Source organism: Dyadobacter sp. 676, from assembly GCF_040448675.1.
Classification (GTDB): domain Bacteria; phylum Bacteroidota; class Bacteroidia; order Cytophagales; family Spirosomataceae; genus Dyadobacter.
In genome coordinates this window covers 6,810,865-6,824,347 of the sequence record NZ_CP159289.1, presented here as the reverse complement: position 1 = coordinate 6,824,347, position 13,483 = coordinate 6,810,865, and the positions used below count along the sequence as shown (strand labels likewise).

The following is a 13,483-nucleotide window of genomic DNA, read 5'->3' as shown; positions in this document are numbered from 1 at the left end:
GCTTTCGGATCTGATTATTCCGCGTACAGGCTTAGGTGAGAGATAACCGAATCGGGCTTCTGGAATTTGTAGCTGATTTTCTGGTTCTCGCGTACCTGACGCAAGCCTTCCAGCAATATCTTGTCGTCCTTTTGAAGCCCGTGTGAAACCGCGAAAATGTGCGGCAGCTCGGCTGCGATCGTGATCTCGCGCGACTGGACTTTGCCGTCCTTATCGATCACATAGCAGTATTTCTTTTCCAAAACCTCGAAAGTCGCTTTCTGAGGGATCAGCAGGGCGTTTTTCAATGGCACGCTCACCAGGACATTCCCGGTTTCGCCGTGGCGGAGCAGGCCTTTGGGGTTCGGGAACGTGGCCCTGAATGCGATATTACCTGTTTCGTTATTGAAATCCGCCTCGATGGTTTTCACCGCCCCGGTGTAATCGAAGATTTTCTCGTTGGCCATTTTGAGCTTTACTTTCATCAGGTTACCGCTGTCTTCACCCGATTTGTAATCCAGGTATTCAGACTCCGGAACGTTAAAGTAGACCCACATTTCGCTGTTGTCGGAAAGCGTGGTGAGCAGGTCGCCTTCATCCACAAGGCTTCCGAGCCGGACCTGGAAATGGTCCATGATGCCGCTGAACGGCGCGCGTATTTCGGTAAATCCGAGGTGGGTTTGCGCGAGCCCGAGTTCCGCTTTCGCCTTATCGAACTTGGCTTTGGCCAATGCGAGTTCGTTTTTGGAAACCACATTGCTGTCGGCCAGCGCCTTGGTGTTCTTATATTCGATTTCGGCGAAGTTGGCTTCGGCCTGCGCTTTTTGCTGCTCGGCCTGGTACACGAGCGGCATGATCTGGAACATCAGCTGGCCTTTTTTCACCATTTGCCCTTCGTCCACATATATTTTCTGCAAATAACCTCTTTCCAGCGCACGCAGCTCGATATGGCTGATGGCCCGGATCTGGCTTACGTATTCTTTGGTGATGGTGGTGTCTTTCTGTAAGGGGCTTGTTACCAGATAATCGACCTGTTCTTCTTTTTCTTCTTCGTGTTTTGATGTACAGCCTGTTTGATACAACAACGCACCCAAGCTCACGAGCATGAGAATTCTTTTCATGATGATTTTTGGAGTTAGCTAATTTGAATTTTTGATAGTTTCTGTTCGTATGGGTGTGCCGGACGGCACGCAGCGGGTAGCCGTTAGCCTCCGGGGATTGGTGCAACGGCGACCGGTCGGACAGGCCGCAGGATAGCCTGCCATCGGGTGGGGATCAAATTCTGAGTACGCGGAGCCTCAGATATCGGTGAGAGGTAAAAAATGAATCGGATCGCGCCGGCTGGCGGATTGTGAAAGTATCAAAGAATGCCGGAATGCGTCGCAGGGCAAGGGCCGCGGCAAGGAAGCCACCAGCGCGCGGCTGTTTTTTGAGCGAGAACGACTCGGTGGAGTCTTCTTCTTTTTCTTCGGAAATAGCCTTGACAAATTCGGCGAATTTGCGGGCGGCGTCCGGCAGGCGAAATGCCGGATCGTTGTCGTCGAACGCCTGAACAAAGTTGGGATGCTCCGATCGGGCAAGGAGTTGGACAGGGGAAATGCACCCCGGACGCTCTTGAGAGCCCGCATACATGTTGCTGACTCCATCCACCAGGAGAATGCACAGGGGCAGGAGATATTTCAGCAGTTCTTTCATCATGTTACGGATCGCTATTGAGTCTTTTGTATATTTTGAAGGGCCGGACCGGTGTCTTTATTTCAAGTATTTGAGAATCAGTGGGCATTTGCAAGCTGCACTTCTTCTGTCGGATCCGAAAATTGTCCTTTTCATAGGAGCGCGCCGCTTATACGCATACAAAAACCGCACTTCATCCTTAACACCATGTTAAAAGCATGTTAAAAAGAGATTAAAATCAGCAGCCGACTATTGCGCGTGATCCTGCGGTATTGCAAAGGCGGTGTTTTGGATAAATTATTCTTTTAATTGTTATATCGACGGTTGCCTTTTGGAGTGCCTGCAATGCCCGTTTATCCGCGAGCCCGGGCCGGTTGGCGCAGGTTACGCGTCTTTGTGAGCCCGACTCAAACCGCGCTGCTCCTGGTTCTGTGTCCACGCCTCAAGGAAAAAGCTATGTTCCCGGAAACACAAAAAAGGACATTGCACGTTGGCAACGTCCTTTCCGAAATATCCTATCTATCTTGCAAACCTAAATGCTGCGTCAGTGCGTGAAATTCCGGCTCCCCGCCATCGCGGGCGAACCGGTTTTGTGTTAATCCAAAGCCATCAGAACGCATAGCGCAGGCCCACCTGGATCTGGTAGGGGCTGCCGTTCAAGCTGGATACGCCGGCGCCTTTGTTGACGTCGTATATGAACTCGTTTTTCGCCGGGTCGAATTTCTTGATCGTGTACAGGGTCTGTTTGCCAAGATTTGTACCCACGCCCCAGTCTTTGTTGAGCAGGTTGGCAAAGTTGAACACGTCGATCGAAGCCTCGATACCGTGCGATTTGTGGATTTTGAACCGTTTGACGAGGCGTACATCGAACACCCCGTAAAACCCGTTGACGCCGCCATTGCGTTCCGCCACTTTCCCCGTGTTTTCGCGGATGAATGTCTTAATGCTCTCTTCGGCGTTGGGGTTATCGAGGATGGCCTTGATGCCCGTACGGATATATTCGGGTGTAGCGGGGCTGCTATGATCGTAAATGTAAGGGAGGTCGTTGGAAGAAACGAAGTCGCCATTCATATTGCCATTCACGGCCAGCGAGTAGCGCGTGCCCCCAATACCCGAGTAACGAACGCCGAGCGTAATGCCCCAGAAACTCGGTGAGGTGCCATACACGATTACCTTGCTGCGGAACTGGTTGTTGGCATAGTTCATACGGCTCAGGTCGCGCGGGTCGTCGATCACCATCTGGTCGAGGGTAGCGGTGTTGGCCACGTTACCGTTGTAGGAAGTATTGTCTTTCGCGTCGTTCCAGGTATAGGATGCGGTAATCTGCCCGTCTTTGAAATACCTGAAAGTTCCGTCGATTACGATTGCATACTGGTTTTTCCTGCCTTCGCTGACCAGTTCCAGTACCCGGCCAACGTTTTTGGTTCTGCGGCTGTTGAGCCAGTTGGTAGCGCCGTTGCCGGTGTTGATCGTCCCGGCGGGAACATACACGCCGCGATTGGCCTCGGCGGTGATGCGGAAGAATGGCTCGTCCACCATATTGCGGTCGATGTACATATAGTTGTTGCGCGCCCATGATGCATAACCGCTGATGCCGACCCGGAGGCGGTCGCTGAAAAAGTGGTTATAGGAAAAGTTGGTCTTATACACAACAGGAACCTTGGCGTCGGGACTGTTGGTGTTGATCGTGATCAGGCGTTCGATACCAGGAATATTGAAAAGCTCCGCACCGGGGGCCTTGCCGGGGTCTCTGCGGTACAGTTCGAAATCGGGGGTAGGTACAAGCGCTCCCTGAATCTCGACCGAAGCCACTTTGGAACCGTCGAACAGCATATTGTTCACCATGGAATAGGGGTTCAGGGCCGAACCGAAAACACCCGCGCCGAAACGGATCACATCTTTACTCCGCTCGTTCACGTCCCAGGTAAACTGTACGCGTGGTTGCAGTTGCAGCGTATTGATGCGGTTATTGGTTTTGATGCCCAGCTCATCGAACACAACCTGACTGAAATTCGCACGGTTCAGGTACACGGTATTGTCGAGCCGCAACCCGGCGGTCATGTCCAGGCCGGGGCCGAGTTTGGTGTCCATCTGCGCATACAACCCGGTGCTCAGCGATTTCACTTTATTGCTCTGGTCCTCGTTCAGGTAAATCTCCCGGGCGTAGCGATAGGGTTTCAGGTTGTTGAAATTATCGATCCCGGTGAAATAGAAGCGGCCGTTCATTTCGCTGCCGTAGCGTGAGTGCATCAGGTTGTACATCATGTCGATACCGAATGTGAAATTGATCTTTCCGGTATTGTAATAGAGGTTATCCACGGCCTGCACCACGGTTCCCTTGAACCACTCCGGAGAGAAACGCTGCCCGCCTATCTGGATCGAGTTGAGGTAGGTAGCCGTTCCGGAAACGGATTCCACGTTTTCGACGATCGCGCGCGGAATGCCAGCCGAAGGAAGCTCCGGGCTGGGAAGCACCTGGACATCTTCGTAGAAATGCTGCACTTTCAGCTCGTTGGTCAGGCGCGGGTTCAGCGTGGTCCGGAGTGAGGCCATGAGGCTGTTGTCGAACTTCTTACGGTCGATGTACGACTCGTAGAAGTTGATTCCCGAGTTATCCCCTTCCGAAAGGTTGTCTTTCTCGATTACCATGTTGTTGCGGATGGTGAGGAGGTTTTTGGCGTTCAGCTGCCAGTCGATACGGGCAAAAAGCGCGTCGGTTCCCTTGGCTTTGTCGAATGCGCCGTATTGCGGATTGTTCGAAACACCATATTTGTCACGCGCAATGCCCAGGAAACGTTCGAGGGTTGCATTGGTAACCTTGTTGGCAGCCTCGTCGGCGGGGCTGAGGATATTGGCAATGTAAAGCGGGCGGGAGTCGGCCTGATGGTCCCATGCCACAAAAAAATGGGCCTTGTCTTTAATAATGGGGCCGCCGAGCGAAAATCCGTACTGGTAGGTCGAATACTCCTGCGTCCGCCTGTTTCCGCGCAGATCGTACTTGCTGGCGAGCGCGTCGTTACGCATATAAGTGAACGCGCCGCCGGAAAGCTTGTTGGTACCCGATTTTGTCACGGTGCTGATCGTACCGCCGCCCGCGCGGCCCATGGTCACGTCGTATTCATTGGTAACTACTTTGAATTCACGGATGGCTTCCATCGAGATCGAGTAGGCGCCCGAAGTACCGCCCCCGGCGATGGTGCCGCGGGACGTCATACCGTCAATCGTGTAGTTGGTCGAAGACGCAAGCTGCCCGCCGAGACTGCTGCCGTTACTCAGAGGCGAGAGGTCGATAAGCGAGGTAAAGTTGCGACCGTTTACCGGGAGGCGTGCAATATCGCGCGCCGTAACGGGTGTCGACGCTCCCAGGGTTACTACGGTGTTTTTCAGTGAATTGGCGACAACGTCGACGGCTTTAAGCTCGTTCGAGGCGGCTTCCAGCGCAAAATTCAGGCGAAGCTGATCGCCCTGGTTGAGGCTATAACCCGTTTTTTTCTGCTCACCGTAACCGATAAACGACACGGTAATGGAGTAGGGCGAACCGAGCGGCAACTGCTTGACGATATAATCGCCATTGGCGTCCGTAACCGTACCCGTGCTGAAACCTGTCGATTCGTTCCTGACAAAAACCGTAGCCCCGACCACGGGTTCGGTTTGCCCTTCCGTCACCTTCCCGACGATGGATGCTTCGTTCCCCTGTGCCCGCGATCCGGGGCTCCAGAGCAGGAGAAATGCGTATATTCCGAAGAATGCCGTAATTAATTTCATCATTTTTCTGTTCGTTTGGTTATTGTACTTCTTTTAATGCTTTCTCAGGTACTCGTTCCGGCTTGACGGGCGCTCCGGAAGCAGGAGCTATTTGAAACCGGGATCGGGCGGGCTTTCCGGGCATGGCGCTACAAACTGCGCCGGGCGACATGTTCGGGAAAGGCGTGAACAGCCATGCCGGTGCCGGGCGGGCATCAGGAACAATGTCGGCTTCGGGCAGTTCAGATGCACTGCCGCGTGATCATATACGTATAGAGAAGGAAAGGTTGACCGCTAAATCCGGCACAAATGTAGGCGGGTTATGTTATCGGGCCGTTAAGGGCATATTACGCTTGGGTTAAGTATGTGAAATGAAATGAAAGCATTTTTAATAAAAAGAAATTAAAATAAAAGCCTGTTTTAATGCGAATTTTTCTGCTAATGCTCCTCCTGGCAACGGGACAACTTCGGGCTTCCGCCCAGCCCGCGGTAATGCGCCGACTGATTTTCATAGGTGATGCCGGGGAAATCAACCCGAAACAGCACAAGGCGCTGGCCGATGCCGCAGCGCATATTCTTCCGGGCAGATCGATTGTTATGTTTTTGGGCGACAACATCTACCCGCACGGTATGGGCTTGCCGGGCAGCCCCGAAGAGAAGGAAACACAGGCCATTATTCGCTCGCAGTTCATGCCTATGCGCGCAGCGGGCGCAGCTACGTATTTTGTGCCCGGTAATCACGACTGGGATAAGTCGGGGAAACTGGGGCTGGCCAAGATACGCCGGCAAGGCGAATTTTTGAAGGAACAGAACGACCCCGGCCTGCGTATGGTACCCGCCGACGGCTGTCCCGATCCGGTAGAAATCCCGCTCGGTGACAGCCTGGTGGTCGTCGCTTATGACAGCGAATGGTGGCTTTTTCCGCATCGGAAACCCGCTGAGGGCGACGGCTGCGCCTGTACGGGAAAGGAAGAAGTACTTGCGCGTATGCGGCAGATCAGGGATAAGAACGCGGGGAAATTTGTCATCCTGGCCTCTCACCACCCGTTTAGAAGCTATGGAACGCACGGCGGCAAATACAGCCTGAAAGACCATATATTTCCCCTTACGGCAGTTAAAAAGTGGCTATGGGTGCCATTGCCGGTCATCGGTTCGCTGTACCCGCTGCTCCGCTCCACGATCCGGAACCCGGAGGACATGGGCCACGCATGGTACAAGGAGCTGATTGGCAGCGTAACGGATGTTTTTAAAGCGCGGGCCGGCATCGTGTATGTGGCGGGGCACGAGCATGGCCTCCAGTTCATCCGGGACGATATTACGCAGGTGGTAAGCGGTTCGGGGGCCAAGCATTCGTATGCGCGGAAGGGCAGGCATTCCCTTTTCGCCGATTCCAGGCAGGGTTTCGTGACGATAGACCTGATGAGCGATAAATCCCTGCAAATCGTTTACCGTGCGTTAGAAGGCGGCGAAATCCGCGAGGTGTTCAGCTATCGGGTCTCTTACTGAACCGCCAGCAGGGTAGGGCGGGGAATTGTCTGCGGGTACAGCGCGATAGAAAGGTTTACTTTAAAAGTGCCTTCCGTCTCCCGGATACCGAGATCGTACCGGCCGGGATAAAGCAGGTCGAGCCGCCGCCGGACGTTTTTTAGGCCTATACCACCATAATGCACCGCCTGAGGTGTCTCCAATGCGGAGGCGGTGTTTATTACTTCAAATTCGAGGGAGTCCGGCAACGTGCATAGCCGGATTTCGATCCGGTTGTCGCGTCCGTTTTCTTTCGATACGTGCTTGAAGGCATTTTCGACAAAAGTCATTAAAATGAAAGGCGCAATGCCCGTGCGCGGTGGAAATGCGTCCCCAATTTCCATAATGACCCTCACGCCACGATTCTGACGCAGTTTTTCCAGGGCAATGAAATTCCTCAGGTAGGCAATTTCCTTGTCCAGCGGCACGAGCTCGTCGTTGCATTCGTAGAGGTGGTGCCGGAGCAGTTCGGAAAACGTTGCCAGCGACGACGAGGCGACGCGGGGATTTTTGTGAATGAGAAAAAATATGGAATTGATGCTGTTAAAAAGGAAATGCGGGTTGAACTGATATTTCAGAAAGCGCAGCTCGGTTTCCAGTTTTTCCTTTTCCAGCAGTTGTTTCCGGCGTTCGGTACTGATCCAGTTTTTGGTAAGTTTGATGCTCATCGCCAGCGTTGTGCTGGCGAGCGTGGACGGCATTGCTTCGCCGAAGAAATAGAAAAAGCAGTTGTTTCCCCTGCCGAAAAGCGCCTCTACCGGCTGGTGCGCCACCCATGCACTTACATAATAGCCGGAAACGATTGCCAGCGCCGTCGCAAGCAGGGTGACTCCCAGATAGCCGACATAAGCTTTGAACCGGCCTTTTTCAAGATAGCGGGGAATGAGATAGTACAAATTGAAATACACGGCCACCGCTTGCAGCACCACATAAAACACGAACTTCACCGCATAAGGCGAAAAGAGGATACTTTCTGCGGCTTTCAACGGATTACCCATGGCCACTACCCACCATAGATAGTGATAGATAAGCCAGAAAGGGATGTGGTACAGTTTCGAAACGGCTTTTTGCATACCCTAATGTATTAAATATTGGCCAGCAACGGTAACCTTCTTATCCGCTTGCCCGTAGCCGCGAACAGCGCATTTGCCAAAGCAGGCGCAACAGGCGAGACCCCGGGCTCGCCCACGCCGCCCATTTTGCCGTCGTCTTCCACGATATGTACCTCGATGGCCGGCGATTCATCCATCCGTAACATGCGGTAATCGTGGAAATTACTTTGACGGACATTCCCGTTTTCGATGGTGATTTCGCCGAATAACGCGGCAGTAAGGCCGTAAATGATCCCGCTCTCCATTTGTGCGGCGATGCCGTCGGGGTTCACGGCCAGCCCGCATGCGATCGCACACACAACACGGTGTACCTTGACGGCATTGTCTTTGAACGAAATTTCCACAATCTGGGCCACCACGCTTCCCATGGCGCCGTGCACTGCCACACCGCGGAAGCGTCCGACAGGCAATGCCTCGCCGACCATTTCAGCGGCGCGTGTCAATGCGGCAAGATGCCGGGGGTGCCCGGCCAGTAAAGTCTTGCGGTATGCGATGGGATCGCGTCCCGCACGGTGTGCGAGCTCGTCGATGAGTGTTTCCATTACAAAAGCGGTGTGCGTGTTGCCCACCGAGCGCCATGCGAGCACGGGCACATTGTTGGCGGTGGTATGCAGAATAACCGCGTGGTCGGGGCAGCGGGCCACATAAGGCGAACCGTTTACGCCGTCCAGCGAACTGTAATCGAGGCCATTCGGTGCTATTTCGTTTTCAAGAACGGTGCCGACGAACAACGATTGCCCCACTACGTCGTGCTTCCAGGCCACGGGAAACCCCTCCCGGTCTGTCCCTATCTTAACCCGGTGGAAGTAAACGGGCCGGTAAAACCCTCCGCGAATGTCGTCCTCACGCGTCCATACAAGCTTTACGGGTTGTCCGACGGCCTGCGCGATATGCAGGGCTTCCTGGGTCCAGTCATTGCCAAACGAGCCCCGCCGGCCGAAACTCCCGCCCATGGGAGGTGTATATAATGTAACCTGTTCGTCGCGAAGGCCGAGCAAACGGGCGGCTTCCTGCCGGTGGAGGGACGGCGACTGGGTGCCGGTCCAGATTTCGCAACGGTCGGCGGTTAGTTTTACGGTACAATTGAGCGTCTCCATGGGGGCGTGTGCAAGGAAGGGGAATGCAAATTCCTGTTCAAAAATCGCGTCGGCATGCTGCCATGCCTGGTTTACATCGCCCCCCCGACTGGCCCCGAATACCTGGCTGGCCGGCAACCTGCCGGTATTGTCCGATCAGTTCGGTACTGTCGGGGTTCTTTATTTCGCCAAAATTCCAGGCAATAAGGAGTGCTTTCCGGCCCTGCATTGCAGCCCACGTATGGTCTGCTACCACCGCTACACCGCCCGGGACCTGCACCACTTTCCTTACGCCCGGAATGCGCAGTGCGCCGGAAGCGTCAAAAGATCGTACTTCGCCGCCAAATACCGGGCAGCGTTCGAGAACGGCCGTGAGCAGGCCGGGGAAATGGATGTCGATGCCATACTGCGTTTTGCCGTTTACCTTGTCGGGAACATCGAGCCGGAGCGGCGAGCGGCCGATCAGCTTCCAATCCTTTCGTGCCCGCAGGCCTACCCTCGGGACCGGCAGCCGCGACGCATCGCTTGCCAGCGATCCATAGCTGAGTTTGCTGGTTCCGGCCAGTACGTAACCCCCGGCGGTGCGGCATTGGGCTGCCGGAACACCGGTGCGTCGGGCAGCTGCCTGAACGAGCATCGTGCGGGCGATAGCGCCTGTCATACGATAGCGGTCAAATTCGGACCGGATAGTATCCGAGCCGCCGGTGGAGAGCGCGAATATGCTTTCATCGAGGTGCGGACCGGTGATGACGCGGTTCTCGACGCGGATGCTGGCCCAGTCGCAATCCAGTTCTTCGGCGATCAGCATCGCAAGGGTGGTCCACACTCCCTGTCCCATTTCCACTTTGTTTAGGATTATCCGGATCGTATCGTCAGTATCGATCCGAAGCAATGCATTCGGCGAAAAACCGGCTGCCGGCATCGCGTTCCGGGCAGGTACAGAAAATGACAGCAGCAAACCACTGGCTGTGACGGAGGTCGTTTGAAGAAAACGGCGGCGATTCATAGCATCGGCATTAAGAGTTTGCACGTAAAACAATGTGGTGTGAAGTCCACGGGGAAATTGTTTTGACGACCGGCCGCCGAAAACGGATCAAATGCAACTGACGGGCGGTGCGCGGCTGGTTTGGTTTTTGATATAGCCGCATTTTGATTCATCATAAACTTGAAATACGAGATCATGTCAAACATTATTTTGGGGGCATCGGGCCGGGTCGGTTCGGCGGTAGTCGGGCAACTTTTGGAAAGAAAAGCGCCGGTGAAAGGCGTTGTGAGAGATGACGAAAAAGCGGAAGCACTGAAAACCCGGGGAGCCGAAGCCGCGATTGCCGACGCGCACAACCTGCCGGCGCTGAAAGTGGCTTTCAGGGGAGGAGAAACACTTTTTGCATTAACACCCGAAACGGGACGGGAAGAGAATGTACTGGGCGATACCAACGACATTCTTACCAACTACCGGGCTGCTCTGGCCGCGTCGGGTATTCGGAAACTCGTAGGATTATCGTCTATGGGCGCACAGCACCGCGAGGGTACCGGCAATCTGGTGATGTCCTATATGCTCGAACATGCGTTCGACGGATTGGATTTAACGAGGGTGTTTATCCGCCCGGCATACTATTTCAGCAATTGGGCCGCTTACCTCGAATCCGCGGGAGAAACCGGTATTTTACCTACTTTTTTCCCCACAGACCTAAAAATTCCGATGATCTGTCCTTCGGATGTAGGACATTTTGCGGCCGAAGTGTTGCTCAACGACGCTTCCGATATGACCATTTACGAGCTTTACGGGCCTGCGTCTTATAGTTCCGACGACGTTGCCGCAGCGTTCAGCGAGGTATTGGGTAAAAAAGTGAAAGCGCAGCAGATTCCCAGAAACCAATGGGCCGGGGCGCTTGGCTCGATCGGGTTTTCGAGGGATGGTATCCGTAACTTCATTGAAATGACCGACGCCGTCATCAGCGGGAAATCTACGCCGGAGGGTAACGGTACCGTCACGGCGGAAATGGGTACTACTTTGGAAGAATACCTCGAAAAAGCCGTCCGGAGCGCCTGACCGCTCGTCTCGCGCTGTGTCGGGTAAAATGCCCATCAGCGCCGCCCCGAGGCCGATACAATGTAGGATATCGGGATGCCGACCGCTACGATTACCAGGCCCATACCCAGCAATGCCGCGCCGGGATCTGGGAGGGGCATGCCCCCGAATACGATCTGTAAAACGCCGAGGTTCATGACGAGCCATATAAAAATGCCGTATAGAATCCCGGCAAGCAGTTTTCGGTGACGAAGAAAGGCCAGGCCGGGGTAAACAAGGTAATAGAAAACGGAAAAAATGAAGGCGATCAGGAAATGCAGTACCAGCCCGGTGACGATCATCGGCGTTCCACCCGAGTAGGCCGCCTTTCCGAAAATACCGCTGGCGATCGACATCAGGATGCGGGCAGGGCTGGTTTGCTCCAGAATCACCGTGTACACGAGAAATGCGGCGAGAATATCCAGCGTACCGGCGATCAAAGTGGCAGAGAGAATGGTATTCCTGCCCGATCTGCTGATTTTTAGTGCGCTCATAGATGGATTATTGTTTAATAAAAACGGAGCCCGGCGGGATTTGCCCGGCACTGCCGAAGGCGCGTTCATATTTCGCCTTGATACCCGCCAGTTCCCTCTTTTTACGCTGTGCTTTAAGGCTTTGGTGCAATCCCAGCAGCGACCAGCCGTTCGACGGGTTGAAGATCAGGTCTTCGCGGTAAACCTTTTCCGCCAGCGCCGGTTTCCCCGCTTTCAGCAGATAAGCGCCCAGGAACTGGCGCGATGGCAACGGCCAGTCCTTGGGTTCCGTGTAAATAAGTTTGTCCTCCAATTTCACGGCTTCTTCCAATGCGGCGATGCCTGCCGCCTGTTCGTTGCGGGAGATGGCTACGACGCCTTCAAGTATTTTTTCGGCAATGGCCGCTATTTCTACCGGGGAGTTGAACGGTATTCTCCGCCGGGTAAGTATCGGGTCCCTGGCCTTGGTCCGTAGCATTTCAAGCCTCGTTCCGGCCGAATCCGGGCGGCCTGTGTTGGCATAGGCAATCCCTTTTGCGAAATCGGACAGCAAGCCCGCGTATGTCCATTCGGGATGCGGAGAGATGGAATCATTCAGGATTTGCTGCCATTTGCCCATTCTTACCTGCACCATTACGGGCAACATATAGAGGTATTGGTCGTAAGTGTTTTCGTATCCGGGAGCGACGCTTCCGCGGGTGCGTTGCGCATAGCGCATGGCGTCCTGGTACATGCCACCGGTAAGGGCACAATAGGTTTGTACTGCGAAGTAATGCGGGGAATATTTGTTCAACGAAAGGTTTTTTGCGAGCATGTCGTAATTCCGCAATGCATCGTCGGCCAGATTGTTCACTTCCACGCCCTGCGCGTAAAGGCCATTACGTTCGTATTCGTGGCTCGCCATATGCACCATATGCGCCACTCCGGGCAGCAAATCGCGCAACGCTTCCGCGCTTGCGAGGGCCACTTCCGGGTGCCGTGAGGCTTCGGTGAGGTGAATATAGTAATGCAAGCCCGCCGGGTGTTTGGGATTCGCTTTCAATGCCTGCTCGCATAGGGCCACCAGCTCAGCCGTCCAGGGCCTGGGTGTCCCGTCTTTCTTCCAGAAATCCCAGGCGTGTATGAGCATTTGGGAATCGATGTAGAGCAGTTTGAATTCGTTTTCGTCGGGATAAAGGGTTACGAGTCTTTTCAGCTTATCGGAATAGGCCTGGTTAAGCCCGGCGCGTCCGGCGTCTGTCGGGTCATCGGAATAACGGCTGTTCATGGCGTCGATCAGCGCCTTTTCTTTTTCCGTCGCATGCGCAGTGAGGTTATTCATCGTAATCAGCGCCTGTGCTACCTCGGGCGGTTTGGAATAGCTGTGTGCCGCGTTATAGTAAGGACCCATTGCGAGCGCCTGCCCCCAGAATGCCATCGCGTTGGTGGAATCGATTCTGCCGGCCTCCCTGAAAGAGGCTACCGCTTCCTTGAAATGGTAACCATAGTACAGGTTCAATCCCTGGTCGAAATAGAACTGGGAGCTGTCCGAGCTGGTGGAAACCTTGTACGAAAAATTGCCCCATCCGGGAAGCGCGACAATGTATTTCCCGTTTAGGAGCGGGGCTTGCAGGGACTGGTACGACGGCCCGCATACAGGGATTTCGGGAGGAGCGGATACGAACTGTCCCCCGGACGGTCGGTTCTGGACGATGCCTGTCAGCAGGGCCAGGGCGGCGATGGGTAAAACGGTCTTCATCGGGATTTTTAAGCTACATCCCCAATATAGTGATTAAATCGCCTCGTTTCGCTGAAAATAGCTTTAAAATTGCACGGATAAAGCGGGCGGCA

Annotated in this window: 10 protein-coding genes; 2 read left to right on the top strand and 8 right to left on the bottom strand. The window is 54.3% G+C overall.

From position 1 onward, the window contains the following. Positions 1–14 precede the first annotated feature (14 nt). From ABV298_RS29910 to ABV298_RS29900, 3 genes are all read right to left on the bottom strand, one after another. Positions 15–1,100, bottom strand: coding sequence for an efflux RND transporter periplasmic adaptor subunit (locus ABV298_RS29910; RefSeq protein ID WP_353719786.1), 1,086 nt, complete (start codon positions 1,098–1,100; stop codon positions 15–17). A gap of 154 nt (positions 1,101–1,254) precedes the next feature. After that, positions 1,255–1,677 (bottom strand): hypothetical protein, encoded by a 423-nt coding sequence (locus tag ABV298_RS29905; RefSeq protein WP_353719785.1) that lies wholly within the window; start codon positions 1,675–1,677, stop codon positions 1,255–1,257. A gap of 585 nt (positions 1,678–2,262) precedes the next feature. After that, positions 2,263–5,421 (bottom strand): carboxypeptidase regulatory-like domain-containing protein, encoded by a 3,159-nt coding sequence (locus ABV298_RS29900; RefSeq protein ID WP_353719784.1) that lies wholly within the window; start codon positions 5,419–5,421, stop codon positions 2,263–2,265. 417 nt (positions 5,422–5,838) lie between these two features. Here ABV298_RS29900 and ABV298_RS29895 point away from each other — a divergent pair, with 417 nt between their 5' ends. Beyond that, positions 5,839–6,903, top strand: coding sequence for a metallophosphoesterase (locus ABV298_RS29895; protein WP_353719783.1), 1,065 nt, complete (start codon positions 5,839–5,841; stop codon positions 6,901–6,903). Here ABV298_RS29895 and ABV298_RS29890 read toward each other — a convergent pair. The 3 genes from ABV298_RS29890 to ABV298_RS29880 are packed head-to-tail and all read right to left on the bottom strand — an operon-like array spanning position 6,897 to position 10,115. After that, positions 6,897–7,994, bottom strand: coding sequence for a histidine kinase (locus ABV298_RS29890; protein WP_353719782.1), 1,098 nt, complete (start codon positions 7,992–7,994; stop codon positions 6,897–6,899). The genes ABV298_RS29895 and ABV298_RS29890 overlap by 7 nt on opposite strands. Before the next feature lie 11 nt (positions 7,995–8,005). Beyond that, positions 8,006–9,247, bottom strand: coding sequence for a molybdopterin cofactor-binding domain-containing protein (locus tag ABV298_RS29885; RefSeq protein ID WP_353719781.1), 1,242 nt, complete (start codon positions 9,245–9,247; stop codon positions 8,006–8,008). Beyond that, on the bottom strand, positions 9,168–10,115 hold the full coding sequence (locus ABV298_RS29880) for a molybdopterin cofactor-binding domain-containing protein (RefSeq protein WP_353719780.1): 948 nt from the start codon (positions 10,113–10,115) through the stop codon (positions 9,168–9,170). Before ABV298_RS29880 ends, ABV298_RS29885 begins: the two co-directional genes overlap by 80 nt. 174 nt (positions 10,116–10,289) lie before the next feature. Here ABV298_RS29880 and ABV298_RS29875 point away from each other — a divergent pair, with 174 nt between their 5' ends. Beyond that, positions 10,290–11,162: an NmrA family NAD(P)-binding protein gene (locus ABV298_RS29875; RefSeq protein WP_353719779.1), complete on the top strand. Its 873-nt coding sequence runs from the start codon at positions 10,290–10,292 to the stop codon at positions 11,160–11,162. A gap of 35 nt (positions 11,163–11,197) precedes the next feature. Here the strand turns inward: ABV298_RS29875 and ABV298_RS29870 are convergent, their stop codons facing one another. Both ABV298_RS29870 and ABV298_RS29865 read right to left on the bottom strand, forming a co-directional pair. Continuing rightward, positions 11,198–11,674, bottom strand: coding sequence for a DUF1440 domain-containing protein (locus tag ABV298_RS29870; RefSeq protein ID WP_353719778.1), 477 nt, complete (start codon positions 11,672–11,674; stop codon positions 11,198–11,200). Positions 11,675–11,681: 7 nt separating this feature from the next. Continuing rightward, positions 11,682–13,391, bottom strand: a complete 1,710-nt coding sequence (locus ABV298_RS29865; RefSeq protein WP_353719777.1) for a hypothetical protein — start codon at positions 13,389–13,391, stop codon at positions 11,682–11,684. Positions 13,392–13,483 lie beyond the last annotated feature (92 nt).